This is a genomic window from Bradyrhizobium sp. Ses1 (genome assembly GCF_059512365.1).
In genome coordinates this window covers 55,863-81,915 of sequence record NZ_JCAMOQ010000026.1, presented here as the reverse complement: position 1 = coordinate 81,915, position 26,053 = coordinate 55,863, and the positions used below count along the sequence as shown (strand labels likewise).

Sequence of the window (26,053 nt, the reverse complement as noted above, 5' to 3'; positions counted from 1 at the left end):
GGAAGTTGTCATCAATATTTCGCCGCGGTTGGAGCCGAAGTGAAGCGCTCGCGTCGGGGCCGCATGCTATATGGATTTGAAGCCGACAGGCAAAGCGCCTGTTCGTGATTGGGGCAGGACGATTTTCGCATGGACATGGCAATCAGCGAGGCAGGCAACGCGGAGTTGCCGAAGGGATATCCAGGCCGTGCCGCCGTCGTGAGCTGGATCTTTTTCGACTGGGCCGCGCAGCCTTATTTCACGCTGATCACGACCTTCGTCTTCGCGCCCTATTTTGCAGGTTTCGTCGCGCCCGATCCGGCGAGCGGACAGGCGATGTGGGGCTTTGCCACCGCGGCAGCGGGACTTGCGATTGCGCTGATGTCGCCGGTGCTCGGCGCCATTGCGGATGCGAGCGGCCGGCGCAAGCCGTGGATCGCGGGCTTCGGCGCGCTGCTCGTGCTCGGTTCCTCCCTGATGTGGATCGGCCGGCCCGGCGATGCCAGCATCATCCCGCAGCTTCTGTTCGCCTATGCGCTCGCCTCTGTCGGCGCGGAATTCGCCACCGTCTTCAACAATGCGATGATGCCGACCTTGGTGCCGCCGAACCGGATCGGGCGGCTGTCAGGAACGGGCTGGGCTACCGGCTATGTCGGCGGCGTGCTTAGCCTGTTTTTGGTGCTCGGCTTCCTCGCGGCGAGCCCCGACAGCGGGCGCACGCTGTTCGGCTTCAAGCCGCTGTTCGGGCTCGATCCCGCCACGCATGCGGGCGATCGCATCACCGGGCCGTTGACGGGGCTGTGGTTCATCCTGTTCGTGACGCCGCTGTTTCTGTTCACACCGGACTATCCGGCGAAGCGGCCGGTGCGGCAGGCGCTGCGCGAGGGCTTGCGCGAACTGAGGCAAACGATCGGCGAATTGCCAAGGCGGAAATCGGTGGCGACGTTCCTGCTCGCCAACATGATCTATGCCGACGGGCTGGTGTCGTTGTTCGCGTTCGGCGGCATCTACGCCGCCGGCACCTTCGGCTGGCGCACGATCCAGATCGGCACGTTCGGCATCATCCTCGCAATCGCCGGCGTGTTCGGCGCCTGGCTAGGCGGCAAGCTCGACGATCTCCTGGGGCCGAAGCGCGTGATCGTGGGCAGCCTGGTCATCCTCTTGTTCTCGATCGCAGCGATTCTTTTGGTCGACAAGGATTCGATCCTGTTCGTGCCGGTCGCGCCGCCCGAGCCGGGCGGTGCGCTGTTCGCTGGCGCGGCCGAGCGCGCCTATCTCGTGCTTGGCTGTCTGATCGGCGCCGCCGGCGGGCCGTTGCAGGCGGCTTCGCGCACGCTTCTCATCCAGCTCGCGCCGAGGGATCGAATCGCGCAATATTTCGGATTGTTCGCGCTGACGGGGAAGGTGACGTCGTTCATGGGCCCGCTCCTGATCGGCGCCATCACCGCAGCAACCGCGAGCCAGAAGGCCGGCATGGCGGTGCTGGTGCTGTTCTTCCTTGGGGGGCTGGCGCTGATATTGCGGGTGCGGGATTAACTCCCGTCGTCCCGGCCTTGAGCCGGGACGACGAAGTCGTCATTGCGAGCGTAAGCGAAGCAATCCATCGCGCCACTTGCGGAGACGTGGATTGCTTCGCTGCGCTCGCAATGACGGGTGAGGTTCGGCTCAAGGCCGGGACGACGGCGGGTAGCGCGGATGGTGCGGAGCGTGATCCCGGCTCAATGCCGGAAATGCCGCACGCCGGTGAAGACCATGGCGATGCCGTGCTCGTCGGCGGCCTTGATCACTTCGTCGTCGCGCATGGAGCCGCCGGGCTGGATCACCGCGGTGGCGCCGGCCTCGATGCAGGCGAGCATGCCGTCGGCAAACGGGAAGAACGCATCGGAGGCGACGACCGAGCCCCTGGTCAACGGCTCGGCGAGCTTCAATTCGGCGGCGGCGTCCTGCGCCTTGCGCGCGGCGATGCGGGCCGAATCGACCCGGCTCATCTGGCCGGCGCCGATGCCGACGGTGGCGAGGTCCTTGGCGTAGATGATGGTGTTCGACTTCACGTGCTTTGCAACGCGGAAGGCGAATTGGAGATCGCGCAGCTCGGCATCCGACGGCGCGCGCTTGGTCACGACTTTCAGCGCCATGTCGTCGATCACCGCATTGTCGCGGCTCTGCACCAACAGCCCGCCGGCGACGGTCTTGGCGGTGAGGCCCACCGAGCGTGGGTCGGGCAGGCCTCCGGCGAGCAGAAGACGGAGATTCTTCTTTGCCGCAACGATCTTGATCGCCTCGTCGGTCGCGTCGGGCGCGATGATGACCTCGGTGAAGATCTCGGTGATCGCGCGCGCGGCGTCCGCATCGAGCGTGCGGTTGACGGCGACGATGCCGCCGAAGGCGGACGTCGAATCGCAGGCCAATGCCTTGCGATAGGCGCTGACGAGATCGGCGCCTTCAGCGACGCCGCAAGGATTGGCGTGCTTGACGATGACGCAGGCGGCGGTGCGCTTGGCATCGAACTCGCCGATGCATTCATAGGCCGCGTCGGTGTCGTTGATATTGTTGTAGGACAGCTCCTTGCCCTGCACCTGCCGCGCGGTGGCGACGCCCGGGCGCTTCTCCGGCGTCGCGTAGAACGCCGCGCTCTGGTGCGGGTTCTCGCCATAGCGCAGCTTCTGGATCAGCTTGCCGCCGAAGGCGCGGAAATCCGGCGCCTCGGTGTTGAGCTCCTTCGCGAACCAGTTCGAGATCGCGGCGTCATAGGCCGCGGTGCGGGCATAGGCCTTGGCGGCGAGGCGGCGGCGAAGCGCAAGCGTGGTCGCGCCCTTGTTGGCCGCGAGCTCGTCGAGCACCGCCTGGTAGTCTTGCGCTTCGACGATCACGGCGACGTCGTCATGATTCTTCGCCGCGGCGCGGATCATCGCGGGACCCCCGATGTCGATATTCTCGATGCACTCTTCGAAATCGGCGCCCTTCTCGACGGTGGCCTCGAACGGATAGAGATTGACGACGAGCAGGTCGATCGGCGCGATGCCGTGGGCCTGCATGGCCGCCGCATGCTCCTTGTTGTCGCGGATCGCGAGCAGGCCGCCATGCACCTTGGGATGCAAGGTCTTGACCCGGCCGTCCATCATCTCGGGGAAGCCGGTGAGGTCGGAAACGTCCTTCACCTTGAGGCCGGCGCCGGCAATCGCTTTCGCGGTGCCGCCGGTGGAGACGAGCTCGACGCCATGGACGGCGAGCGCGCGGGCGAACTCGATCAGGCCGGTCTTGTCGGAAACGGAAAGGAGGGCGCGGGTGACGCGGCGGGTCGTGTCAGTCATGGGCAAGATCCTCTGTTAGGGAGTACCTATGCCCAGGCGCGCGGCAGATATATCCCGCGCTTCCCGATGGTGCTCCATCCAAGGTCGCCAGTCGCGCGAGCGAGTGCTCGTTAGCAGCTTTCGACGATCTTCACAACGGCCCAATAGGTCTGGACGGAGTCCGTCTAAAGCGGAAGTTCCGGCTCCCGTCGTGCATTGCGGCGCGCATTGGTGACCGACGCCGAAGTGCTCGAGCGGACGAAACTCCAGCGGATGGTGGAGACCTGCCTTGCATCCTGCCGGATCACGATCTGGGAGGTGCGGCGCGGGCCGTCATTGCCGGCGAGGAACACGCTGTCCTCGAGATCGACCTTGTCGTCGACCGCCTCGAAGGTCCAGACGTCGCGGTTCGGCAAGACCAGCATGACGCCGCGGGCATCCGAAAGCCGGCTCGCCTTCACCGACGGGTGCAGGTGAAATCGCAGCGCGTATTCGCTGTCGTGGCCCTTGATGCGGCCGCCTGATGGCGGCGACACCGTGTCCTCGCCGTCGAGCCGCGAGCCGTCCTGCGCCGCCATCAGCACGCGGTGGTGGATGACGCCGAAGCGCGAGAGATAGCCGTCATGCGAGGTCGTCAGGACATCGCCATTGCCGGTTGCCTCGCGATAGCTCTCGACATTGCTCGGGCCGCTGGTGATCGGCGCGCCCTTGAGCAGGCGCTTCATCGCCGACATCTCGACGAACTGGCAGGATGAGGTGTCGTGATAGGTCAGTGTCGAATGCGCCGCCGTCGAGCGCGCGAACGGCCGCCAATTGTCGCGACCGGTGGCAGGCATGCCGCAATTGACGACGATCCGGCTCGGTCCGGATGAAAGCTCGAACGACAGACATCCGGCATGGGCATCCTGGCTGATGCTGGGCGGCGGCGGCGGGCCGGTGTCGATGATCACGGTCATGTTGCCGGCGTCGAGCCGCTGATAGCCGGTATGCGGCATGCTCGCCATCGGTGCGCCGTGGGCGTCGTCATAGGCCAAGAGTGTCGCGACGAGGTCGGACGGCGCGGTGCTCATGCCGTTGAACAGCGCGAAGCTGCCATCGCCATGGCGGAAGAAGCGCAGCATCGGCATCATGCGGTCGATGGCGTTGAGCAGCGCCGGCGGCGGGGCGATGTTGCGAGCGGCGAAGGTCTGGCGCAGCGGGAGCATATCGCTGAGCAGTTCGACCAGCGCGCCGGGATTGCGCGAGATGTGGCCGCCATCGGGCAGGATCTGCCGTTGCAATTCGTCGGACAGACGTCGCGTCGCCGAGCGGACGTGGCGGGCCTGGTTGGCAAGGCAGAGCGAGGCGTAGCACAGCGCGATCAGGACCTGCAGCCGCGGCACGCCATCGGCGGCATCGACCATGCCGTAGCGCAAATGGCGGATCTCGCGTCCCAGCCCGCGCAGATATTTCCGGTAGAATTTGCCGTCGGTATCGCTGAGCACCAGCGGCGCCTGCGACAACAGCGAGATGACACGGCGCGCCCGCACGTCGGCGCGCCGCTCCAGCGGCCGCTTGCGCGACGCGTTCGACATCCAGTCGTCGATCAGGGAACGCGCGTTGGCCCGGGTCAGCGCGGTATCGGCGACGCGCAGATGGCGCAGCCAGCCGAAGCCGAGCAGGGCCGCCTCCCAATCCTCCGATGGCGGCTCGAGGTCGAAGATCGAACGGCCGTGGCAGGTCACGATCTTGCCGGCGAACACGAAGCGGCCGGCATAGATTTCCGCGGCGCGGGTGGCATCCGCCGTACGCAGGTCGTGCGGGGCGATGATCAGGCGGTCGCTGCGGCCGGGCCACAATCGCGAGAGCGCGACGGTTCCGCCGCTGGCGCGCGCGGCCACGCTGCGCGCGAAGCGGCCAGCGATCAGCGTCGAGATGCGTCTGCGTTGGGCGACGGACACGCCTAACCTTTGAAGGGAGAAGGGATTCTGGCGAATCCTTTTAATCCGGAAACGCCGCCAAGACACCATCTTGAAACGGCACGAATCAGGTGCAGCGCGATCCGAACAAGGGCGCACCGGTTTTCTTCGCGCCAACCGCAAACCATTGGCGCGAAGATCGGGCTCCGGCGATGGCGAAAATGCAATGAAATCAGGATTTAACCAGTCGCGCGGCGTAGAATCCGTCCAATCCGCCGAGCCTCGCATCGGCATGGGGCAGTTGGCAGGGCAGTGTGCGCAAGTCGCCGTCGGCGGTGAGGAGCTCGGAGATGCCGGCGACCTCGCTTGGGGTGATCGGCGCGCGGCGCAGCCCTGATTCGCTGCCCAGGAGCGCCGCAATGGGTTGCTCGCCCTCCTCCGGCTCCAGCGAACAGGTGCAATAGACCAGTGTTCCGCCTGACTTGAGCAGCGTGACCGCCTTTTGCAGCAGCCGTCTCTGCAGGGCGGCCAGCGTCGCGATCTCGGCCTCCTGCCGCAGCCAGGCCACATCGGGGTGGCGGCGGATGGTGCCGGTCGAGGTGCAGGGCGCGTCGAGCAGGATGCCGTCGAAGCCGTCCGCCTCGCCCGGCCACTCGATGGCGTCGGCGACGATGCATTCCGCCGAAAGCGAAAGTCGCGCAAGGTTGTCGCGCAGCCGTGCCATCCGCGCCGGCGAGCGATCGACGGCAGTCACCTGTGCGCCGGCATAGGCGAGCTGCGCCGTCTTGCCGCCGGGCGCGGCGCAGAGATCGGCGATTCGCTTGCCTTTGATGTCGCCGAACAGCCGCGCCGGAAGTGCCGCGGCGGCGTCCTGCACCCACCATTGCCCTTCCGGAAAGCCCGGCAGCATGGTCACCGAGCCGTGCAACAGCGTGCGCACGGTTCCCGTCGGCAGCATCTCGCCGTGCAGCCGGCTCGCCCATTGCGCGGGGTCGGATTTCACCGTGAGGTCGAGCGAGGGCTCATTGGCGATGGCAAGCGCCATTTCGCGCGCGGTGGCTTCGCCGTAATGGGCGGCCCAGCGCGCAAACAACCAGTGCGGGAGATCCAGCGTCTGGGTCCTGACCTCGTCGACCAGCGCATGGCCCTCGCGGGCGCAGCGGCGCAGCACGGCATTGACGAGGCCTGCATATTTGGCGGCGCGCCGGTCCGATTGCACGAGTCGCACCGACAGATCGACCGCGGCATGATCGGGCACGTCCATCCAGAGGATCTGCGCGGCGCCGATCAAAAGCGCGCTCTGCGCACGCGGCGCATCGGTCGGGATGCCGCGGTCGAGCAGGCGCGACAGCAGATGGCCGAGGGTTCCGAGCCGGCGCAGGATCGTCGACACCAATCGGCGCATCAGCGCGCGGTCGCGATCGGCAAGCGTCTTGAGGCCGGGATGGGCGCCAGTGCCATCGAGCTGGTCATCGAGCGTGCGATGCTTGTGCAGAACGCCGTCCAGAATGTCGGCTGCGATCCTTCGCGCCGCAAGGCCGGGCACTTCGATCGACGCTGCAAATCTTGAAGGGGGCATGGAGCGGAAATATCTCAGTCAGGGAAAGCGGATAGCGCCTCGGCTCATGCCATCATGGGGAAGAGGCCACAGCTCTGGCATGCGAATAAGCCAAATCTAAGAATCGGTCTTCCGATTTCTTGATCGTGATGCCAAAGGTTTGTGGTCATCCGCGATATAAAAATCTGTTGCAGGAAAGTTGCAGGAAAATCGTAGCATGGCCGACAATGGATCACCGCCGGAACGCAAGCCGCTGACGCCAGCCGCGCAGCGCGCGCTTGCCGAAGCCGAAGCGCGACGGAAGGCCGCGGCGGCAAACGCAACGCCGATGCAGAAGGAGGTTCAGGGACCAAAGGGACCGGAACCGACACGCTACGGCGATTGGGAGAGCAAGGGCATCGCGTCGGATTTCTGACGCAGCCGTCTCTTCTCACCTCACCGGGCTCGATCTTGTTTGGGCATGATCTTCCCACGCAAACGCTTCGCGTTTGTCGCGACGGAAAACCGGTTTCCACTTTTCCGGATCATGCTCTAGCGTGGGGCGATGCCTCCCGACGAGCGAATCAATCCATATCGGCGATCATTTCGCCGCGCTCCATTTGGCCGTCGGTTCTCGGCTGCTTTGCCATGGGTGTTCGTGATCGGTATTGCGCTCGGCACCATGCTTCCAATCCGGCAATGGGTGCCTTGGCAGCTTCCGCATTGGGGCAGTAGCCGCGTGCAGGATGCCGATGCGATCTGGCAGCGCGGCGGCACTCCAGATGTCCGCCGCACTGTCGACGTCGTCAGGACGATCGACGGCGACACGTTCGAGGCGCGCGTGCATCTGGAGCAGGGACGCGATCTCATGACCCATGTCCGCTTGCGCGGCATCGATGCGCCGGAGTTGAAGGCATCATGCCAGGAAGAATTGGAAAGGGCCGAGGCTGCGACCGATGCCTTGCGCAATCTTCTCAGCCAGGGCGGCGTCGTGATCTACAATATCGGTCCCGACAAATATCCGGGGCGCGTCGTCGCCAACGTCGCGACCAGGCGTACGGACAACGTGTCGGCGGCACTGCTCGCGGCAGGCCATGCGCGCAGCTACAATGGCGGCCATCGCCTTGGCTGGTGCGCGAGGAGCCGGCGCTTCTGGGAATGAAGAAAGCCGCGCGACAGCGCAGGTCTTGTTAATTCGCGTGCTTCGATCGGTTCAGTGCGTGACGACCACGGTGGCGCCGACGGGGACGCGAGAGTAGAGGTCGGTGATGTCATCGTTCAGCATGCGGATGCAACCATAGGAGACGAAGCCGCCGACCGAGCCCGGCACGTTGGTGCCATGGATCGCATATTCGCCGCCGGCGAGCGTCATCGCCGCAACGCCCATCGGATTGCGCGGCGAGCCGCCGGGAATCACGTCGGGCATGTGGGGCTTGTCGCGCTTGACTTCGGCGGGCGGCGACCAGGCCGGATAGCGGTATTTGCCGTCGATCTGCGTGGTGCCGGCCCACTGCTTGCCGGCCTTGCCGACGCCGACCGGATAACGCATGGCGTGACCGTAATCGAGAACCAGATAGAGGCGCCGCTCGCCGGTCCTCACCACGATCGTGCCCGGAGAATAATGGTCGTCATGCATATCGACCATTTCCGGCCGCGCTTCGGCGGCTGTCGGCATCAATGCGGCCAGCGCAAATACGCCCAGCCCAAAGGTGGCAGCCATGGCCACCGCGATCCTCATCGACATGAAACTCTCCACATCCAGCCGCCCTTTGCGGGATCTCAGATATCGCGCTGCCGGTCAGGCTCCGGCCTGCCGTTCGCACCCGGCATTCTTGACCGTGTGTGTTAACCGGCTGTTTTCTTATGTCGCGCGGGGGGCGGTTCGCGTCGGGCGGAAGAGCGGAAAAGTTGCAAATAAAGTAAATGACCCGCAAACGACACAACCTGCGGCGGCAAACGTGCCGCTCCCGCTGCGGACGCGTGACAATCGCGTGAGGATTGGAAGATGTCGATCGCGCCTACTTGCTCGATTTTTTCTTCTTGGTCGCGGGCGACTTCTCCGGCTTCGGCTCGGCGGCACCCGGTGCCTTCTTGCAAGGGCCGGCATAATCGACCGCGACCTTGACGTGCCGCGCTTCGCACTCGTTCGGATAGGTCTTGCCGTTGCAACCGCAAACCGGCCGGTGAATCCGGATGCAAAAAGCCGGGGCTTTTTCGCAGGTGCCCTTGGCATCCGCGACCCCGCACTGTCCGGCCTCCTTGCGACAGAACAGCGCCGAGTTGCAGGTGATCTTCTCCGGCCCCCCGCAGGCATCGTCGAGATTCGCCGCGCGCAAGCTCGGCATGCCGATCATGAGACCGGCCGCGGCGATCAGCGCCGCGGCGGCAAGACGACCAAAGTGCAACCCCATGAACTCCCCCCTGCCGCGGTGTTAAACCGCGGCGCCCTTCTTGTTCTGCCGGTTCTTGACGAGATCATCAACCACCGCGGGATCGGCCAGCGTCGAGGTATCGCCGAGGCTTGACGGTTCGTCCTCGGCGATCTTGCGCAGGATGCGGCGCATGATCTTGCCGGAGCGGGTCTTGGGCAGGCCCGGCGCGAACTGGATCAAGTCGGGCGAGGCGATCGGACCGATGTCCTTGCGCACCCAGGCAACCAGCTCCTTGCGCAACTCCTCGCTCGGCTCGGTGCCCGCCATCAGCGTGACATAGGCGTAGATGCCCTGGCCCTTGATGTCATGGGGATAGCCGACCACGGCGGCTTCCGACACCGCCGCATGCGCCACCAGCGAGCTCTCGACCTCGGCGGTGCCCATGCGGTGGCCGGAGACGTTGATGACGTCGTCGACGCGGCCGGTGATCCAGTAAAAGCCGTCGGCGTCGCGCCGGCAGCCGTCGCCGGTGAAATACTTGCCCTTGTAGGTCGAGAAATAGGTCTGCTCGAAACGGGCGTGGTCGCCATAGACGGTGCGCATCTGGCCGGGCCAGGAACGGATCAGGCATAGATTGCCGGTCGCCTCGCCCTCCAGCACCTTGCCTTCGGCATCGACGATCTCAGGCACCACGCCGAAGAATGGCCGTGTCGCCGAGCCCGGCTTGAGCTTGGTGGCGCCGGGCAGCGGGGTGATCAGGATGCCGCCGGTCTCGGTCTGCCACCAGGTGTCGACGATCGGGCAGCGGCTGTCGCCGACCACGCGGTAGTACCATTCCCAGGCTTCCGGATTGATCGGCTCGCCGACCGAGCCGAGCAGCTTCAGGCTCTTGCGCGACGTCTTCTTGACGGGCTCGTCGCCACCCTGCATCAGCGCGCGGATCGCGGTCGGCGCGGTGTAGAAGATGTTGACCTTGTGCTTGTCGATGACGTTCCAGAAGCGGGAATTGTCCGGATAGTTCGGTACGCCCTCGAACATCAGCGTGGTCGCGCCGTTGGCAAGCGGACCGTAGAGGATGTAGGTGTGGCCGGTGACCCAGCCGACGTCGGCGGTGCACCAGTAGATGTCGCCGTCGTGATAGTCGAACACATATTGATGCGTCATCGACGCGAACACGAGATAGCCGCCGGAGGTGTGCAGCACACCCTTGGGCTGGCCGGTCGAGCCTGACGTATAGAGGATGAACAGCGGATCTTCCGCGTGCATCGGCTCGCACGGGCAGTCCGTCGTCACCATCTCGGCCGCCTCGTGGTACCAGAAGTCGCGGGTCGGACTCATGTCGACGGCAGCACCGGTGTGCTTGACCACGACGACCCAGTCGACGCCCTCGGTCTTGGCCAGCGCCGCGTCGACATTGGCCTTCAGCGGCACCTTCCTGCCGCCGCGCAATCCCTCGTCGGCGGTGATGACGATCTTGGATTTGCAGTCGCTGATACGCTGGGCGAGGCTGTCGGGCGAGAAGCCCGCGAACACCACCGAATGAATCGCGCCGATCCGCGCACAGGCCAGCATCGCATAGGCGGCCTCGGGGATCATCGGCAAATAGATGGTGACGCGGTCGCCCTTGCCGACGTTGCGGTTGCGCAGGATGTTGGCCATCCGGCAGACTTCGTCGTGCAGCTCGCGATAGGTGATGTGCTTCGACTTCGAGGGGTCGTCGCCCTCCCAGATGATCGCGGTCTGGTCGCCGCGGGTTTCGAGATGGCGGTCGATGCAGTTCCAGGCGACGTTGAGCACGCCGTCCTCGAACCATTTGATCGAGATGTTGCCGGGCGCGAAGGAGACGTTCTCGACCTTGGAGTACGGCTTGATCCAGCCGATGCGCTTGCCGTGCTCGGCCCAGAAGCCGTTGGGGTCGGAAACCGAGCGCGCATACATCTCCTGGTATTTGGCGTCGTCGATATAGGCGCGTTTGGCCCAATCGGCTGAGACGTCATAAATCTTCTCGGACATCACATTCCCTCCACTCGACATCCGGCCCGCGTGATCCCGGTGTTGCGGGCCATCTTCATGGTTACGGTGATTATGCGTCGCCGGACAATACCCGGACAAGCGCTGGTGTCTTGGACCTCCAGTTGGGGGGATCGATCAAAATCGCGTTTTGAGCGAGGTCAAAATCAACGTTATCGCGCGAATGGCGGCCATGAACGGTATTTAGGAACCGTTAATGACTGATTCGCGACTCGCAAAAGCCGGAGTAACCCCCTAAATGGCGTTCCCGAGGCCAACAGCCTCCGGAACCAAGCCATAAAAATCGGCATTACCGAAAACCAGTGGAGCAAGGCGTCAACGGTCATGATGGATCAGCAGAATTTTGTGGCTACGCGGCCCGTTTCCGCCGATCCGACCCTGCCGCTGGCGAAAGCGCTGGGCCAATGGCCGACCAAGCTGCCCACTCCCAAGCAGAAGATCACCGTCAAGGGCTCGGTGAAGGAACTGGCTGCGGAACTTGGCCTCAAGCTCGGCGACCAGGCCCTGCTCACCATCCGGCGTGTCAAGCGCGGCAAGAGCTATTCATTTGTTCGCGCCAACGGCTCGCACATCCGCGACGCCCGGACCATCCGTCGCCTCCACGCGATGGCGGTGCCGCCCGCCTATCGCGAGGTGCGCTACTCCCACGATCCGAGTTCGCATCTGCAGGCGATCGGCCGCGATGCCGCGGGACGGCTGCAATACCGCTATCACGCCGACTGGGAGAAGGTCCGCGAGCACCGCAAGGCGCATCGGCTGGCAAAGCTGGTGGGGGCGCTGCCGAAGATCCGGCGCAACGTCTCGAAATATCTGTCCGGCGATGAGCCGACGCGCGAATTTGCGCTGTCTGCGGTGATCGAATTGATTGCGCGCACGGCGATACGCCCCGGCAATGAATCCTATGCGCGGCTCAACGGCACCCGCGGCGCCACCACGCTCTTGAAGTCGAACGTCACGCTCGAGGACGACTGCGTGGTCCTGACCTTCAAGGCCAAGGGCGGCAAGGCCGTGCGCAAGGAATGCGACGCGGCCAAGCTGGTGCGCGCGATCGGCATCCTGCGGAGCGTGCCGGGCAAGCGCATGTTCCAGTATCGCGACAGGTCCGGCACCGTCCGTGCGGCGTCGACCACGGCGGTGAATGCGTTCCTGCGCGAGATCGCCGGTATCAAGATTTCGCTGAAGGATTTTCGCACGCTGATGGCCTCCGCCGTCGTGCTGGAATCGCTGTCGCGGATCACGCCGGCCTCCAGCGCCCGCGGCCGCAAGAAGCAGGTGCTGGAAGCGGTGCGCGCGGCGGCCGATGAACTCTCCAATACGCCCGCGATCTGCCGCAAGAGCTATGTCCACGACACCATCGTCACCGCCTTCGAGGACGGCATCCTGGAGCGTTTCGCCGCGACCATGAAAGGCTATCGAACGCAAGCCAAGCGCGAGCAGCTATTGGCGCAGGTGGTGACCGCAGCGGCGGTTTGACGACATTCGTCATGCGCGGGCTTGACCCGCGCATCTATCAAGAAAAAGTCTTTGAAAGATGGATTGCCGGGTCAAGCCCGGCAATGACGAGGCTTACAGTCCGCCCATCTTGCAGACGATCTTCCACTCGTCCGCGGTCACGGGCTGCACCGACAGGCGCGAATATTTGACCAGCGCCATGTCGGCGAGCTTGTCCTCGGCCTTGATCGCTCCGATCGTCACCGGCGTCTTCAAGGGCTTGTCGGCCTTGATGTCGACGCAGACGAATTTGCCGGTCTTGTCGGTCGGGTCGGGATAGGCCTCCTTGATGATCTCGGCGATGCCGACGATCTCCTTGCCCTCGTTGGAGTGATAGAAGAAGGCCTTGTCGCCCTTCTTCATGTTGACGAGATTCTGGCGCGCGGTGAAGTTGCGCACGCCGGTCCAGGCCTCGCCCTTGGCGCCCTTCGCTACCTGCTGGTCCCAGGACCAGGTCGACGGTTCGGATTTCACCAGCCAATACGCCATCATCATCCCTCCGCCTTGAATGGCCGCGTCAACAGGCTCTCGATCGCGGCATCGATCGTCAATTGCCTGGTAAGGATCGCTGCCACCGCATTTGATACCGGCATCTCGATATTTTGCGAAGCCGCAAGCTCGATCAGCACCGGTGCAGTGAACATGCCTTCGGCAAGCTTGCCGGCTGGCGGCTCTTCCCCGCGGCCGAGCGCAATGCCGAGCGCGAAATTGCGCGACTGCGGGCTGGAGCAGGTCAGGATCAGGTCCCCAAGGCCGGACAGTCCCACCAAGGTTTCGGCGCGTGCGCCGCACGCACGTCCGAGCCGCGCCAGTTCGCTGAAGCCGCGCGTGGTCAGTGCCGCAAGCGCTGACGCTCCGAGCTCGCGGCCAGCCACGATGCCGGCCGCGATCGCCAGCACGTTCTTGGCGGCACCGCCGATTTCGACGCCGCGGACATCGGTCGTGTGATAGGGCCGGAAGGTCGGCGACCCCAGCGCCTGCACCAGCGCGCTCGCCAGGGATTCATCTCTCGTCGCCAGCGTCACCGCTGTTGGAAGCCCGCGCGCTACATCGTCGGCGAAGCTTGGTCCCGACAATATCGCCGGCGTCGCATCGGGTGCGGCCTCCGCAATCACGTCGGTCATGAACTTGTGGGTGCCGCGCTCGATGCCCTTGGCGCAGGCGATGACGGGCGTCGCCTCTGCAAGTCGGGGCGCCAGATGCATGACAGCCGCACGCAAATGCTGCGCGGGGGTTACGACGAGGATGAGATCGGTGCGGGCAGCCGCTGCAATGTCGGCGGTGACCTTGACGCTGGAGTCGAGAGGCACGCCGGGAAGTCTTGGATTGGTGCGCGTCGCCTGGATCTGCGCAGCGTGCGCCGCGTCGCGCGCATAGAGCACGACATCGCGACCGGCCCGCGCCGCGACGGCCGCGAGCGCCGTGCCCCACGCGCCCGCGCCTATCACTCCAACAGATTGATGCGCCGGCATCAGGCAGACTCATCTGAACTCCCTCTCCCCGCTCTTGCGGGGAGAGGGTTGGGATGAGGGGCTGCTCTCCGCGAATCCGCAAAGTGAGGTGTGCGCGGAGGCTCCCGCTCACCCGGATTTGCGCTACGCGCAAATCCGACCTCTCGCCGCAAGCGGGGCGAGGTGGCACGGCGTCTGCGGCGTGATCCTTCAAACATCTCAGAGTCCCGCGCGGGTGTTGGCGTAGCCCGCGGGCGCCTTGGCGTTGGCGTCGAGCAGCCAGCGGGCGCGCGGGGGCGCGTCCATTGTGTCGGTGAGGCCGAGCGCCATCCGCTCGGCGCCGGCCCAGGCGATCATCGCGCCATTGTCGGTGCAGAGTGCGGGCGGCGGAATGATCAGCGTCGTCTGCGCCTTGGCGGCGACATCCTGCAGCGCGCCGCGGATCGCGTGATTGGCGGCGACGCCGCCGGCCGCGACGAGCGCGCGGGGCGGACCGAATTGCTCCTGGAACAATCTCAAACCGACGCTCAACCGGTCCGCGGTCGATTCCAGCACCGCGGCCTGAAAACCGGCGCAGAGGTCGCTGACATCCTGCGGCTCCAGCGGCGCCAGTCGGCTCGCCTCGTTGCGCACGGCGGTCTTCAGGCCCGACAGCGAGAAATTGGCGTCGGGACGGCCGAGCATTGGCCGCGGAAATGCAAAGCGCGTGGCGTCACCGCCCTCTGCCGCGCGTTCCACCTCCGGCCCGCCCGGATAGGGCAGCGACAGCATCTTTGCGATCTTGTCGAAGGCCTCGCCCATGGCGTCATCGACGGTGGTGCCGAGCCGCACATACTGGCCGACGCCGACCACGGCGACGATCTGGGTGTGGCCGCCGGAGGCCAGGAACAGGCAATAAGGAAACGCCAATGCGCAGGTGAGCCGCGGCGTCAGCGCATGCGCTTCCAGATGGTTCACCGCGATCAGCGGCGTGTCGTGCACCATCGCGATCGCCTTTGCCGTGGTGAGGCCGACGATGACGCCGCCGATCAGGCCAGGACCTGCGGCAGCAGCGACGGCGGACAATTGCGCATAGCCGACATCAGCCTCTTTCATGGCGCGATCGATGATACCGTCGAGCAGGTCGACATGGGCGCGCGCGGCGATCTCCGGCACCACGCCGCCGAAGCGCGCATGCTCTTCTGTCTGCGAGCGCACGATGTTGGACAGAATCCGTCCGCTGCCGTCGCTCTGGCGCTCGACCACAGCGGCTGCGGTTTCATCGCAGGTGGTCTCTATACCCAACACCAGCATCGGCGTGTCGTTACCCAAGTTCGGTCCTTGTGCTATTTCGCGTGCTATCTTCCGTTCCGTCACTCGGTAGCATTGTGAGGTCACAGCGTGCAATCGTCGGTTCTGCCCCAAATGTCGCTCCCGAAAGCCTGAAAATGGCCGTTCTTGTCACGCGCCCGCAAGGAGATGGTGAGGCCACTGCCGATAGCCTGCGCAGCCTGGGTTTTGAGGTATTGCTCGCACCGGTGCTGCGGTTCGAGGTGCTGCCGTTCCAGGAAGACGATGCCGCGGACTATGACGCTGTCATCGTCACCAGCGCCAACGCGCTGCGCGCCGCTGCGCCCCAGCTCGCCGGCCATGCGCTGCTTCGCCTGCCGCTGTTTGCGGTCGGCGAGCATACCGCCGCCGCGGCCCGCGAGGCCGGATTTGGCGAGGTGGCAAGCGCCGACGGGGATGCCACCGCACTCTATGAGCTCGTGCGGGCGCACAGGAAAGCGAAGAAACTGAAAAAGGCGGCAACCTTGCTTTATCTCGCGGGCGCCGATCTTTCGCGCGATCTCGCCGGCGAGCTGGGCGAAGCCGGCTTTACGGTCATAACCCGCACGACATACCGGATGAGCCCGGTGGCGGGACTGCCGCGTCCGGTGTGTGACGCTTTCATGGCGGGCGGTATCGAGGCCGTGCTGCATTATTCCCGCCGCAGCGCGCGGGCGTTTCTCGATGCGGCGCGGGCTGAAGGCCTCGAAATATCGGCCCTGGCGCTGCCGCATTGCTGCATTTCGGCTGCTGTTGCCGCGGTCCTGCGCGAAGCCGGAGCCACCCAGGTCGTCACCGCCGCCTCGCCGGACGAAAATGCCCTGTTCGAAACCCTGAGGCGTGCTTTGCGGCCCTGATTGGCTTAAGAGAACGGTCCGATTCTGGTAAGTCTTATTCTGGTAAAGTCTCGTTCTGGTAAAGTCTTGGCTTTCCCGGTTTCGGCGTATCAACAGTCAAGGGAACCGCTGCATGGTCGATGAGAGGCCCGAAGACACCGAATCGGCGGCGGATTCCTCCGCCCGGTCGCGGCGCGCGCCGCCAACCATCGATCTCAAGGCGACCGAGGTGTCGAGCGAACCGCCCAGGACGGATTCCGTGAACACGGATAGCGCTCAGGCGGATAGCGGAAATGTGAGCGGTGAAGCGGCCGCCGCCGAGGCGGCGCCGCAACCCGAGCCTGCGATGGAGACGGCTGCAGCCGCGCCGGATCCGGAACCCTCCTCCGCCGAACCTCCGCCTCGGCCGATCTCGCCCTGGGTGATTGCGCCTGTTTCGGGCGCTGTCGCTGCCGCGCTGGTGATCGGCGTCGGCTGGTTGCTCGGCTGGCCCGCGGTACAACCGGCGCAGCCGCCTGTGCCGCAGCTTAGCGCCGGCGCTATCGACGAGCTTACGGGGCGCGTCGCAGGCGTCGAAGCGAAGATCGGCAGGCAGGCTTCAAGCGATCAGGCGCTGGCCGCGCGGATCGACGGGCTGGAGAAATCCGCGAATGCGCTGCGCGGCGAACTTGCGGCATCACGTGCGCAATCGGAGAAGCTGGCCACGGCGATCGATCAGGTGAAATCGATGCCAGGCGATCGGTCCGCGTCCACGCCGGATCTGTCAGCAGTCAACGATCGGATTTCAAGAATCGAGAGCGCGGTACGGAAGCAAACGGCTGAGCTCGCCCAGCAAGGCAACAAGATCGCGGAAGTGGGCGCAGCCGATGCAAAGCTCGCTGACGATCTGCCGCTGCGCCGCGTGGTTGCCGCATCGCTGCTCGATCTCGCGGTCCGCCACGGCGATGCCTATGCAGCGCCGCTCGACGCCGCCAGGCAGTTTGCGGAAAATCCTGACGTGCTCAAGCCGCTCGATACGTTCGCGGCCTCCGGCGTGCCGAGCGCCGGCGCGCTCTGCCGCGAGCTGCTCGAGATCGTGCCAAGGCTTGCGCCGCCCCCGCCGTCGGCCGCGGCCACCACCGGCACCGGCATCGTCGATCGCCTGCAGGCCGGCGCGGCCAAGCTCGTGCGCATCGAGCGCACCGATGCGACGGGTACCGATCGCGGCAGCGTGGTTGCGCGCATCACCCAGGCCGCACTGCGCAACGATCTCGGCGAGGCGCAGCGCGAACTGAAGACGCTGGCGCCCGCCGATCGCACGGCGGCGCAAGCGTGGCTCGAAAAAGTCGAAGCGCGCGCCGCGGCCCTGGCGGCCTCGCGAACATTTGCCGACAACGCCATGGCTGGGCTCGCGAAGGCCGGACAGTAGGTTCTCCATGATCCGGATCATTCTGTTTCTCGTATTGATCGCGCTTGCCGCGGCCGGCGCGGCCTGGGTCGCCGACCAGCCCGGCGATGTCGTGCTGTCCTGGGGCGGCGGGCGCGCGGTAACCACGCTGCCCGTGTTCGCGCTGGGGCTCGGCATCGTCGCGGTCGTGGCCGTCATCGTCTGGTCGATCCTGTCCTGGCTGTGGCGGGTGCCGGCCCGCATCCGGCGCGGCCGGCGCGAGCGCCGTCATGCCCGTGGCCGTCATGCGATCACTCAAGGGCTGCTCGCGATCGGCCATGGCGATTCGACGGCGGCCCGGCACCATGCGGAAACCGCGCGGCGTCACGCCGGCAGCGATCCGCTGACGCTTCTCCTCCATGCGCAATCGGCGCAGCTCGACGGCGATCGCGAGGGGGCGCAGCGCGCATTCCGCGCAATGGCCGAGCGCGAGGATACGCGGCTGCTGGGCCTGCGCGGCCTGTTCATCGAGGCGCAGCGTTCGGACGATGCGGTCGCCGCCGTCATGATCGCGGAAGAGGCGCTGAAGGTTTCGCCGTCCTCGCCATGGGCCTCGCAGGCCGTGCTCGGCTTCTGCTGCGCCAAGGGCGACTGGGCCGGCGCGCTTTCGATCCTCGACAACAACCAGAGCTCCGGCTTGATCGACAAGGCGACCTATCGGCGGCAGCGCGGCGTGCTGCTCACCGCACGCGCGCTGGAGCTCGAGACCGTCGACCGCGATTTGTCGCGCGAGAGCGTGATGGAGGCGATCAAGCTCGCGCCGACGCTGATCCCGGCCGCGGCGCTTGCCGCCAAATATGAGAGCGAGGCGCATCAGGTTCGGCGCGCGATGAAGATCGTCGAGACCGCGTGGCTGTCGCAGCCGCATCCCGAGCTCGCCGATGCCTATGCGCATGTGAAGCTCGGGGACTCCGCGCGGCAGCGGCTGGTGCGGGTCGAGACGCTGGCGGCGAAGACGCCTGATAATATCGAGGGCGCGCTCGCGATCGCGCGCGCGGCGATCGACGCCGCCGAATTCGCCAAGGCACGCGAGGCGCTGACGCCGTTCATCGCCGCACCGACCCAGCGCGTGGCGCTGCTGATGGCCGAGATCGAGCGCACCGAGCATGGCGACAGCGGCCGGGCCCGCGCCTGGACCTTGCGCGCGGTGCGCGCGCTGCACGATCCGGCCTGGACCGCGGACGGCTATGTCAGCGACCGCTGGCGGCCGGTCTCGCCGGTTACCGGCCGGCTCGATGCCTTCCAGTGGCAGACCCCGGTCGCCGCGCTCCCGTCCGACAAGGGCCCGGCGATCGAATCCTCGCCGTTCGAGGAAGCGATGCTCGCCTCGAAGCGGATCGAGCTGCCGAAGGAAGCCCCGCCCGCCCCGCCCGCGAAACCGCTCGAGCGAGTGGCCGAAAAGCCGGTCGACATCATAAAACCGGTTGAAGCAGCGCCGCCCGCCCCGCAGGACAACACGCCGCCGGCCGCATCCCCGGCCCCGGTGGAACCAGCGCCCGCCGCCCCGTCGGTGACGGCATCCGCCCCGCCAGCTCCACAGCCGGCCCGAGCCGAATCATCGCCCGAAGCGGTGGCGCCATTGTTCCGCGACCGCCAGGACATCCCCAAGACGCCGCCGGCGCCGATTCCGGCGGTAATTCCCATCGTCCGCGCCCCCGACGATCCCGGGATCGAGGAAGACGGCACCCGCGACGAATTTTCCGAGCAGATCGGGCCGCCAAAGGCCCAGGCCGGCGGCTGGCGCGGATTTCTGTCCCGCTGGGGGAGCTGAGACGCGGTCAAATGGCCGCGTCAACCTTGCCAATCGGGGCTACGCCCGATATCAGTGCGCACGCTTTCTGGCTAAGTTGCCGAACGGTTCGCCGCAATAGCTCAGTTGGTAGAGCACGTCATTCGTAATGACGGGGTCGGGGGTTCGAGTCCCTCTTGCGGCACCATCGCTCAAAGCATTTTTGATATTTCCGAGCGCCCTCAAAAACGTGGATGGCCGGGACAAGCCCGGCCATGAGACGAAAGGGAGCGTTCTTTAATCGGTTACTGCTGCGACACCGTCTGCACCACGCTTGAGAGCGGACGCGCGCTCACGGCCGGGACCTTCATGTCCTTGACCATGAGGGCGTCGTATTCGGGCAGGGTTTCCAGCGGCTCCTTTGCCTTCATCTGGACCACCTTGTAGCCGCCGGCCTTCAGGCGACGCAGCAGCGTCGGCAGGGCTTGCGCGGTGTGCTTCTGCAGGTCGTGCATCAGGATGATGCCTTTGCCCTGCTTGTCCAGCTTGGTCATGACGGTCTGGATCACCTGGTCAGGCGAGCTGGACTTGAAGTCCAGGGAATCGACGTCGACGGAGAACATCGCGATGTTCCGGGAGCCGAGATAGCCGAGCGTCGCCTGGGTATGGGCGAGCGCGGGGAAGCGGAAGAACGGCGAGGGCGCGGCCCCGAGCGCCATCTTCACGGCACTGAATCCCTTCTCGATCTCATCCTTGGCCTGCTGCTCCGTCAGCTTCTTGCTGTCGAGATGCGCGTGTGACCAGGTGTGCGAGCCGATGGTGTGGCCGGCGGCGGCGACCTGTTTCAGGATCTCCGGGTGATAGGTGGTGTGCAGGCCGATCGGGAAGAACAGCCCCTTGGTGCATTCGTCCGCGAGCGCCTTCAGCACCGCCGGCGTGGTCGGCCACGGGCCGTCGTCGAAGGTCAGCACGACCTCCTTGTCGGTCAGGAAGTCGAACTGCTTGTACTGCAGGAAGCCGAAGCCCGGGCCGCCGGTGGTGTCGATGACGACCGTGCGGCTGACGCCGAGCGCATCGGGATTGGTGCAGGTCGATTTCGCCTGCATCGGGGCCGGCGCGGGAGCAGGGGCGGGCGCCGGCGCGGCAGCCGCCTGTTTCGACACCGTGGCGGTGGTCTCGACATCGTCCTTGGCGGCCGATTTCGCGGCGGCTGGGGGCAGCGAATCCGCCGGCCGGGCGGCGACGGTTTGCGGCGGCGCCGCATCGGCCCGCGGCGCGGCAGTCCAGAACCACACTCCGGCGATCACGACCGCCGCAACAACAACGGCCAGCATCAGGCCTATCGGATTACGCATCGCTACTCTCTTGGGAAACTCGGGGCTCGCTCGTAACGATCCATTAGTGCCAACGAGGTCTTAACGCGATCCCAACGCGCTTGCCTTTGCCGAAGAAAATTAGGCCGTTGTTCTGCGTGACGCCCGTCACAGACGGCGCGCCGCGACGTTTGGTCGGAACCGAGCCGCGGGTGCCGCCGTTTGAACCTTTTTCCGGAGTGCGAAAACAACATAGCACGCCGTTGTCCTGCCTATTGCCAATACGAAGGCTTGAGAAATGACCAGATTGCTGTTCGTCATTCCGCTGCTTCTGGCGGCGTCCGCGGCCTCGGCGCAGCAGCAGCAGCAGCAGCAGGGGCGGGAAGCTTGCACACGCGACGCGTCGCGGTTCTGCCGGGCGTATCTCGACAAGGGCGATGATGCTGTGCTGGCCTGCCTGAAAGAGCACCGCGGTCGCCTCACCAAGGCCTGCCAGCAGACGCTGACCACGCATGGGCAGTAGCAGCGCGCGCCCCGGAATGACGGCAAGGGGTCAGGTGCTGCTGCCGGCCGCCGTCGCGACGACGGGCAATACTTCGGTGGCTCCGGGGTCGGGCGTCTCGTCCTTCCAGCGCACCGAGCCGAAGGGACGCTCCAGCATGCGGCGCACCCGTATCGGTTCGGGACCGAGATGGAAGGCGATCGCCTTCAGATGCAGTTCGCGCTCGGACTGGGTGGCGCGGTTGCGCTGGCGCAGGTAATCGAGCCAGGTCGGGCAGTGATAGCGCTCGGTCCACAATTCGGGATCGGCGATGTCGCGCGCGATCGACCAGCCATAGGCGCCGTTGCGCTGCCGGCTGAGCTGCACCTCCAGCATCACATTGTGAAAGGCCCGCGCGTTCTCTTGTGCGACGCGGTACTCGATCTCGACCACCAGCGGCCCGCTGCGCGGCGTGAGCGGCATGCGGACCTCGGGATCCGCGAGCATCTCGGTGGCGTCCTCATTGCGGGCGCCGACCGGTGGCATCCTGAGCCATAGTCCCAGCAGTGGCGACAGCAGCATCAAGGCGGCGGAGACCAGCAGCGCGATCTCGACGCCGGCGGCATCGGTGAGCCGGCCCCAGCCCCAGCTTCCGATCGCGATTCCACCGGCGATCGCGGCCTGAAACGCCGCCAGCGAGCGGCCGGCGACCCAGCGCGGCGCCGAGAGCTGCACGCCGATATTGAACAGCGCGATCGCCATCATCCAGACCGCGCCGGCCAGCACCAGCGCCGCGGCGGTCACCACCGCCAGCTTGCTGATCGCAACCGCGGCGATCGCGCCCGCCATCGAGATCGCGCAGACGCGCACCGCCGCCTCGCCGCTCATCCGCTTGCGCACCTCCCCGATATTAAGGGCGCCGAGCACCGCGCCCATGCCGAAGGCGCCGAGCATGATGCCGTAGGTCTGGGCGCCGCCATGCAAGAGGTCGCGCGCCACCAGCGGCATCAGCGCGGAGACCGAGCCGCCGATGATGCCGGTGACCAGCGTGCGCGTCAGCACGATCTTGATCGACGGGGAATGATTGATATAGCGCATGCCCGAGACGATGGCGCGGTTGAGCCGCTCGCGCGGCAGCCGCGACGGCTCGCTGACGCGGTCCCAGAGGAACAGCACGATCAGGAGCGGCAGATAGAACAGGGCGTTGAGCGCAAAGGCGGCCACCGCGCCCGCGGCTGCGACCACGATGCCGCCGATCGCCGGCCCGAAGCTGCGGGCGATGTTGTAGCTGATGCCGTTCAGCGCCACCGCGGCGGGCAGCGTTTCGGGCGGCACCTGCTCGTTGACCGAGGACTGCCAGGCCGGGCCGAACAGCGCCATGCCGCTGCCGACGATGAAACAGAGCGCGAGCAGGATATTCGGTGTCACCAGGTCGAGCCAAGCCAGTGCGGTCAGAACCGTGGCGCCGACCAGCGCGATCAGAAGCGACACCATCGCCACAATCCGGCGGTCGTGCATGTCGGCAATGGCGCCGGCCGGCATCGAGATCAGCATGACCGGCAGCATCAGGGCGGTCTGCACCAGCGCCACCTTGTCGGCCGCAGATGTCATCTGCGTCATCGCCCAGGCGGCGCCGACCCCCTGGATCAGGATCCCGAGGTTGGAGAGCAGGCTCGCCAGCCAGATGCGCCGGAACACTGAATGCCGAAGCGGCGCCAAGATGCCGTCGGAGGCAGGGCTCGGGCGTCGCGGCGATGCTGTCATGGTGGTTCCGTGGTCCTCTGTTGGTTGGCTGGCTGATTCCGGCCGCCGAGTGATGCCCGTCAAACGCCCGCATTGTCCAGTCGTCATGCTGTCATTTCCGTTCCGCAAAAACACGGCTTGGGAGCGAGGAGCGGTCGGCGAGGTAACAAATGCGCGTGTTCGGCGAACTCTCCCCGAGAACGCTGTTTTACGTCTTCATCACCCCCGGATGGAGAGCGTAGAGTGGGTGGATCGAGACTGGAGCGAGCACCATGAGCATGGCCGAAGTCTACGAGCTGCCGCTTGCGCGAAACCGGCTGGTGCCGCCGGCTCCGCCACGGGCGCCCGACGATTTGTCCGCCTTCAGGCGCATGACGCTGATCAGCCGCAGCCCGATCGCAAGCTGGAGCCAGCGCGCCTATGAGGAGGAGATCGTCCGCGGCCGCTTCTTCGGCCGCAGCAGCTTCATCCTCAACACGCCCGATGCGATCAGGCATGTGCTGGTCGACAATTACGAGACTTATACGCGCACGCCGGCCGCCTTCCGGGTGTTGCGCCCGATGCTTGGCGAAGGTCTTCTGATCGCCGAGGGCCGTGCCTGGAAACATCAGCGCCGCACGCTCGCGCCGGCCTTCACGCCGCGCGCGATCACGACGCTGGTGCCGCACATGGTGGCCGTGACCGACGAGACCATCGCAAAGCTCAGGGCCGCGAGCCATGGTCCGGTAGACCTTCGCGAGACGATGCAGCAGATGACGCTCGAGATCGCCGGCCGCACCATGTTCTCGTTCGGCATGGATCGCCACGGCGGCATCTTGCGCGATTTCGTCGTGGAATATGGCGAGCGATTGGCACGGCCGCGCTTCCTCGACATGCTGCTGCCTTTGAGCTGGCCGAGCCCGCAGGATTTTGCGCGCGCCCGCTTCCGCAAGCGCTGGACCGCGTTCGTTGCCATGCTGATGGCGGAGCGCCGCGCCGCCGGCAAGACCAGCGATGCGCCGCCGCGCGATCTGTTCGATCTGATGGTTGCTGCACGCGACCCCGAGACCGGTCAGGCCTTTAGCGACGCGCAGCTCGGCGACGAGATCGCGACCATGATCCTGGCCGGCCATGAGACGACCGCGACCGCGCTGTTCTGGGCGCTCTATCTGCTTTCGCTCGATCCGGCGACGCAGGAGGAGCTTGCCGCCGAGGTGAAGGCGGTCGCCGCAAGCGGTGGACTCGAGATCGAGCGATTGAAATTCACCCGCGCCGTCATCGACGAGACCATGCGGCTCTATCCGCCGGCCTTCCTGATCGCGCGCGCCGCAGCGGGGGCGGATACGATCGCCGGCATGCCCGTGAAGAAGCATGACGTGGTGATGATCGCGCCATGGCTGCTGCACCGGCATGAGAAGCTCTGGCACGATCCGGCGGCATTCGTGCCGTCGCGTTTCATGACCGGCACGCCGCCCGATCGCTTTGCCTATCTACCGTTCGGTGTCGGCGCACGGGTCTGCATCGGCGCGCATTTCGCGCTTGTCGAGGCGACGCTGGCGCTGGCGAAGCTGATCGGCGCCTTCCGTATCTCGCTGGTCGACAGGCAGCCGGTGATGCCGGTCGGGGTGGTGACGACCCAGCCTGACCGGTCGCCGATCTTCACGATCAAGCCGAGATAGCCAGACCTTGCGTTTCGGCGCGGGTCATCTCATCTAAGGTTGCGCCATGAGCGATACCCAGGCCCAATTTGCTGTGTTGAAACAAACGGCCGATCCGGCCGTCGTCGACGAAATCGCGCGGCTGATTGCCGAGGGTGATGATCGCGATCTCAACCGCATCAACGCTTTGGACTTCGCCGGGCGTACCGGGCTCGACGAGGAAAAGGTCATTTCCGGTTTCCTCCACTCGTCACGGCTCGGCCTGTTCGACATGAGCTGGAACGTGCTCTGTCCCGGCTGTGGCGGGGTGCTCGATGCGCACTCGACGCTGAAATCGCTGCGTCACGACGATTACAATTGTGCGCTCTGCGCCGCCGGCTACGAGGCTTCGGTCGACGAAATGGTCGAGGTCGCCTTCACGGTCAGCCCGCGAGTCCGCCGCATCGGCGCGCACGATCCCAACACGCTGCCGCTCTGGGACTATGTGCGGCAGATGTTCTGGAGTTCGGGTGTCGACATCAACGACGAATCGTTTTCGCGCCTGATCAACGAAGCGACGCTTGAAGCGCTCGAACTGCCCGCCGGCGAGAAGGCGATCCTGTCGCTGAACTTGCCCAGCCAGTACGTCATCGTATTTGAGCCGGTGACGCATTCGGCCCACTTCCTTGACATTCAGGGCGAGCCGACCACGGATCGCCAGCAGCTTTCAGTCGTCTACAATAAGCTGCAGGCGCCGACCGGCACGACGGTGCTGCGGCCAGGGCCATTGCGACTTTCGCTGGAAAACCAGGCCGGCGTCCGCGTGCTGCCATCGGTCTGGGTTGCCGGCGACGCGCTGCACCAGATGCTGGGCAGGCGCAAGCCGATCCTCACCGCGAAGCGGATGCTGAGCAACCAGACCTTCCGTGATGTCTTCAAGGCCGACAATCTCAACGTCGACCAGCGATTGAAGATCACCTCGCTGACTTTTTTGTTCACGGATCTCAAGGGCTCGACCGCGCTTTATGAGCGGGTCGGCGACCTCGCCGCTTTCGATCTCGTGCGTGCGCATTTCCATGCGCTACTCGAGATCATCGCGTCCGAGCACGGCGCCGTGGTGAAGACCATTGGCGATGCCGTCATGGCGACCTTCATCAAGCCTGAACATGCGCTCGCCGCCGGTCTACGCATGCGCGCGGCGATGAAGAAGCTCAACGATGAGCGCGGCAAAGAGGACCTGATCGTCAAGATCGGGATTCACGAAGGTCCTTGCCTCGCGGTGATGCTGAACGAGCGGCAGGATTATTTCGGCCAGACCGTCAACATCGCCGCGCGTGTTCAGAGCCTGTCGACCCAGCAGGAAATTCATATCACTGCGCCGGTGATCGATTCGCCGGAAGTGCTCTCCATTCTGAGGAATGCGGAGATCCGGCCGATCCAGAAGGAAGCGGCACTGCGCGGCATCGCCGACAAGATGGTGGTGTACGAGATACCGTGATCCGCTGGCCTCAACCGTCATTGCGAGCGAAGCGAAGCAATCCATGTTTCCGCA

General features: G+C 65.6%; 21 protein-coding genes, 1 tRNA gene and 1 riboswitch. Of the genes, 11 read left to right on the top strand and 11 right to left on the bottom strand.

The genetic code is table 11. The annotated features are described in order from the left end of the window. The first annotated feature begins 129 nt into the window (after positions 1-129). The gene (locus AC5ZG5_RS26730; RefSeq protein WP_456644696.1) at positions 130-1,515 is read left to right on the top strand and encodes an MFS transporter; all 1,386 of its coding nucleotides are present in this window, start codon (positions 130-132) and stop codon (positions 1,513-1,515) included. A gap of 182 nt (positions 1,516-1,697) precedes the next feature. Here the strand turns inward: AC5ZG5_RS26730 and purH are convergent, their stop codons facing one another. The 3 genes from purH to AC5ZG5_RS26715 all read right to left on the bottom strand — a co-directional run bounded on the left by purH (position 1,698) and on the right by AC5ZG5_RS26715 (position 6,746). Next, positions 1,698-3,290, bottom strand: a complete 1,593-nt coding sequence (purH, locus tag AC5ZG5_RS26725) for a bifunctional phosphoribosylaminoimidazolecarboxamide formyltransferase/IMP cyclohydrolase (protein WP_456644697.1) — start codon at positions 3,288-3,290, stop codon at positions 1,698-1,700. Positions 3,291-3,313: 23 nt separating this feature from the next. Then, a riboswitch (ZMP/ZTP riboswitch) is annotated at positions 3,314-3,395 on the bottom strand. A gap of 59 nt (positions 3,396-3,454) precedes the next feature. Continuing rightward, entirely contained in the window at positions 3,455-5,209 is a 1,755-nt protein-coding gene (locus AC5ZG5_RS26720; protein WP_130226293.1) for a heparinase II/III family protein, read from the bottom strand. Positions 5,210-5,399: 190 nt separating this feature from the next. Next, a complete protein-coding gene (locus AC5ZG5_RS26715; RefSeq protein ID WP_456644698.1) occupies positions 5,400-6,746 on the bottom strand; it encodes an RsmB/NOP family class I SAM-dependent RNA methyltransferase in 1,347 nt (448 codons plus the stop codon). 196 nt (positions 6,747-6,942) lie between these two features. Here AC5ZG5_RS26715 and AC5ZG5_RS26710 point away from each other — a divergent pair, with 196 nt between their 5' ends. After that, positions 6,943-7,140, top strand: coding sequence for a DUF1674 domain-containing protein (locus AC5ZG5_RS26710; RefSeq protein WP_028165213.1), 198 nt, complete (start codon positions 6,943-6,945; stop codon positions 7,138-7,140). A gap of 216 nt (positions 7,141-7,356) precedes the next feature. Beyond that, complete coding sequence (locus AC5ZG5_RS26705) at positions 7,357-7,866, top strand: thermonuclease family protein (RefSeq protein WP_456644746.1); 510 nt, start codon at positions 7,357-7,359, stop codon at positions 7,864-7,866. Between the two features lie 51 nt (positions 7,867-7,917). On the opposite strand, the gene AC5ZG5_RS26700 is transcribed toward AC5ZG5_RS26705, so the two are convergent. From AC5ZG5_RS26700 to acs, 3 genes are all read right to left on the bottom strand, one after another. Further along, a complete protein-coding gene (locus AC5ZG5_RS26700; protein ID WP_456644699.1) occupies positions 7,918-8,448 on the bottom strand; it encodes a L,D-transpeptidase in 531 nt (176 codons plus the stop codon). Between the two features lie 274 nt (positions 8,449-8,722). Next, positions 8,723-9,115, bottom strand: coding sequence for a Kazal-type serine protease inhibitor family protein (locus AC5ZG5_RS26695; RefSeq protein ID WP_456644700.1), 393 nt, complete (start codon positions 9,113-9,115; stop codon positions 8,723-8,725). A gap of 21 nt (positions 9,116-9,136) precedes the next feature. Further along, positions 9,137-11,089: an acetate--CoA ligase gene (gene acs / locus AC5ZG5_RS26690; protein ID WP_456644701.1), complete on the bottom strand. Its 1,953-nt coding sequence runs from the start codon at positions 11,087-11,089 to the stop codon at positions 9,137-9,139. A gap of 342 nt (positions 11,090-11,431) precedes the next feature. On the opposite strand from acs, the gene AC5ZG5_RS26685 reads away from it, so the two are divergent. Continuing rightward, positions 11,432-12,580 (top strand): DNA topoisomerase IB, encoded by a 1,149-nt coding sequence (locus tag AC5ZG5_RS26685; protein WP_456644702.1) that lies wholly within the window; start codon positions 11,432-11,434, stop codon positions 12,578-12,580. 93 nt (positions 12,581-12,673) lie between these two features. Here the strand turns inward: AC5ZG5_RS26685 and AC5ZG5_RS26680 are convergent, their stop codons facing one another. From AC5ZG5_RS26680 to tsaD, 3 genes are all read right to left on the bottom strand, one after another. Continuing rightward, positions 12,674-13,087 carry an EVE domain-containing protein gene (locus tag AC5ZG5_RS26680; protein WP_130226288.1) on the bottom strand — a complete coding sequence of 138 codons (414 nt, stop codon included), beginning with the start codon at positions 13,085-13,087 and terminating at the stop codon, positions 12,674-12,676. Positions 13,088-13,089: 2 nt separating this feature from the next. Next, entirely contained in the window at positions 13,090-14,070 is a 981-nt protein-coding gene (locus AC5ZG5_RS26675) for an NAD(P)H-dependent glycerol-3-phosphate dehydrogenase (protein WP_456644703.1), read from the bottom strand. Between the two features lie 198 nt (positions 14,071-14,268). Next, positions 14,269-15,342, bottom strand: a complete 1,074-nt coding sequence (gene tsaD, locus AC5ZG5_RS26670) for a tRNA (adenosine(37)-N6)-threonylcarbamoyltransferase complex transferase subunit TsaD (RefSeq protein WP_456644747.1) — start codon at positions 15,340-15,342, stop codon at positions 14,269-14,271. Between the two features lie 134 nt (positions 15,343-15,476). Here tsaD and AC5ZG5_RS26665 point away from each other — a divergent pair, with 134 nt between their 5' ends. The 4 genes from AC5ZG5_RS26665 to AC5ZG5_RS26650 all read left to right on the top strand — a co-directional run bounded on the left by AC5ZG5_RS26665 (position 15,477) and on the right by AC5ZG5_RS26650 (position 19,556). Continuing rightward, entirely contained in the window at positions 15,477-16,214 is a 738-nt protein-coding gene (locus AC5ZG5_RS26665) for a uroporphyrinogen-III synthase (protein WP_456644704.1), read from the top strand. Between the two features lie 112 nt (positions 16,215-16,326). Beyond that, positions 16,327-17,601, top strand: coding sequence for a COG4223 family protein (locus AC5ZG5_RS26660; RefSeq protein ID WP_456644705.1), 1,275 nt, complete (start codon positions 16,327-16,329; stop codon positions 17,599-17,601). A gap of 7 nt (positions 17,602-17,608) precedes the next feature. Beyond that, a complete protein-coding gene (locus AC5ZG5_RS26655; protein WP_456644706.1) occupies positions 17,609-19,390 on the top strand; it encodes a heme biosynthesis protein HemY in 1,782 nt (593 codons plus the stop codon). Positions 19,391-19,480: 90 nt separating this feature from the next. After that, positions 19,481-19,556 (top strand) — tRNA-Thr (locus AC5ZG5_RS26650). Between the two features lie 97 nt (positions 19,557-19,653). Here AC5ZG5_RS26650 and AC5ZG5_RS26645 read toward each other — a convergent pair. Beyond that, positions 19,654-20,703 (bottom strand): polysaccharide deacetylase family protein, encoded by a 1,050-nt coding sequence (locus AC5ZG5_RS26645; RefSeq protein ID WP_028165202.1) that lies wholly within the window; start codon positions 20,701-20,703, stop codon positions 19,654-19,656. A 256-nt stretch (positions 20,704-20,959) separates the two neighbouring features. On the opposite strand from AC5ZG5_RS26645, the gene AC5ZG5_RS26640 reads away from it, so the two are divergent. Then, positions 20,960-21,184, top strand: a complete 225-nt coding sequence (locus tag AC5ZG5_RS26640; RefSeq protein ID WP_456644707.1) for a hypothetical protein — start codon at positions 20,960-20,962, stop codon at positions 21,182-21,184. A 30-nt stretch (positions 21,185-21,214) separates the two neighbouring features. Here AC5ZG5_RS26640 and AC5ZG5_RS26635 read toward each other — a convergent pair whose 3' ends face one another. After that, complete coding sequence (locus AC5ZG5_RS26635; RefSeq protein WP_456644708.1) at positions 21,215-22,906, bottom strand: MFS transporter; 1,692 nt, start codon at positions 22,904-22,906, stop codon at positions 21,215-21,217. A 251-nt stretch (positions 22,907-23,157) separates the two neighbouring features. Here AC5ZG5_RS26635 and AC5ZG5_RS26630 point away from each other — a divergent pair, with 251 nt between their 5' ends. Together AC5ZG5_RS26630 and AC5ZG5_RS26625 are read left to right on the top strand one after the other, a co-directional pair. Beyond that, a complete protein-coding gene (locus AC5ZG5_RS26630; protein ID WP_456644709.1) occupies positions 23,158-24,543 on the top strand; it encodes a cytochrome P450 in 1,386 nt (461 codons plus the stop codon). 46 nt (positions 24,544-24,589) lie between these two features. Beyond that, entirely contained in the window at positions 24,590-25,999 is a 1,410-nt protein-coding gene (locus AC5ZG5_RS26625) for an adenylate/guanylate cyclase domain-containing protein (RefSeq protein WP_456644710.1), read from the top strand. The last annotated feature ends 54 nt before the right edge of the window (positions 26,000-26,053 follow it).

Excerpts from the sequence above, each read along its gene's own strand:
- AC5ZG5_RS26635 (WP_456644708.1), bottom strand. The coding sequence starts at position 22,906 with ATGACAGCATCGCCGCGACGCCCGAGCCCTGCCTCCGACGGCATCTTG.
- purH (WP_456644697.1), bottom strand. The coding sequence starts at position 3,290 with ATGACTGACACGACCCGCCGCGTCACCCGCGCCCTCCTTTCCGTTTCC.
- AC5ZG5_RS26630 (WP_456644709.1), top strand. The coding sequence starts at position 23,158 with ATGAGCATGGCCGAAGTCTACGAGCTGCCGCTTGCGCGAAACCGGCTG.
- AC5ZG5_RS26700 (WP_456644699.1), bottom strand. The coding sequence starts at position 8,448 with ATGTCGATGAGGATCGCGGTGGCCATGGCTGCCACCTTTGGGCTGGGC.
- AC5ZG5_RS26730 (WP_456644696.1), top strand. The coding sequence starts at position 130 with ATGGACATGGCAATCAGCGAGGCAGGCAACGCGGAGTTGCCGAAGGGA.
- AC5ZG5_RS26715 (WP_456644698.1), bottom strand. The coding sequence starts at position 6,746 with ATGCCCCCTTCAAGATTTGCAGCGTCGATCGAAGTGCCCGGCCTTGCG.
- tsaD (WP_456644747.1), bottom strand. The coding sequence starts at position 15,342 with ATGCTGGTGTTGGGTATAGAGACCACCTGCGATGAAACCGCAGCCGCT.
- AC5ZG5_RS26685 (WP_456644702.1), top strand. The coding sequence starts at position 11,432 with ATGATGGATCAGCAGAATTTTGTGGCTACGCGGCCCGTTTCCGCCGAT.
- AC5ZG5_RS26695 (WP_456644700.1), bottom strand. The coding sequence starts at position 9,115 with ATGGGGTTGCACTTTGGTCGTCTTGCCGCCGCGGCGCTGATCGCCGCG.
- AC5ZG5_RS26655 (WP_456644706.1), top strand. The coding sequence starts at position 17,609 with ATGATCCGGATCATTCTGTTTCTCGTATTGATCGCGCTTGCCGCGGCC.
- AC5ZG5_RS26625 (WP_456644710.1), top strand. The coding sequence starts at position 24,590 with ATGAGCGATACCCAGGCCCAATTTGCTGTGTTGAAACAAACGGCCGAT.
- AC5ZG5_RS26665 (WP_456644704.1), top strand. The coding sequence starts at position 15,477 with ATGGCCGTTCTTGTCACGCGCCCGCAAGGAGATGGTGAGGCCACTGCC.
- AC5ZG5_RS26640 (WP_456644707.1), top strand. The coding sequence starts at position 20,960 with ATGACCAGATTGCTGTTCGTCATTCCGCTGCTTCTGGCGGCGTCCGCG.
- AC5ZG5_RS26680 (WP_130226288.1), bottom strand. The coding sequence starts at position 13,087 with ATGGCGTATTGGCTGGTGAAATCCGAACCGTCGACCTGGTCCTGGGAC.
- AC5ZG5_RS26645 (WP_028165202.1), bottom strand. The coding sequence starts at position 20,703 with ATGCGTAATCCGATAGGCCTGATGCTGGCCGTTGTTGTTGCGGCGGTC.
- AC5ZG5_RS26660 (WP_456644705.1), top strand. The coding sequence starts at position 16,327 with ATGGTCGATGAGAGGCCCGAAGACACCGAATCGGCGGCGGATTCCTCC.
- acs (WP_456644701.1), bottom strand. The coding sequence starts at position 11,089 with ATGTCCGAGAAGATTTATGACGTCTCAGCCGATTGGGCCAAACGCGCC.
- AC5ZG5_RS26675 (WP_456644703.1), bottom strand. The coding sequence starts at position 14,070 with ATGCCGGCGCATCAATCTGTTGGAGTGATAGGCGCGGGCGCGTGGGGC.
- AC5ZG5_RS26710 (WP_028165213.1), top strand. The coding sequence starts at position 6,943 with ATGGCCGACAATGGATCACCGCCGGAACGCAAGCCGCTGACGCCAGCC.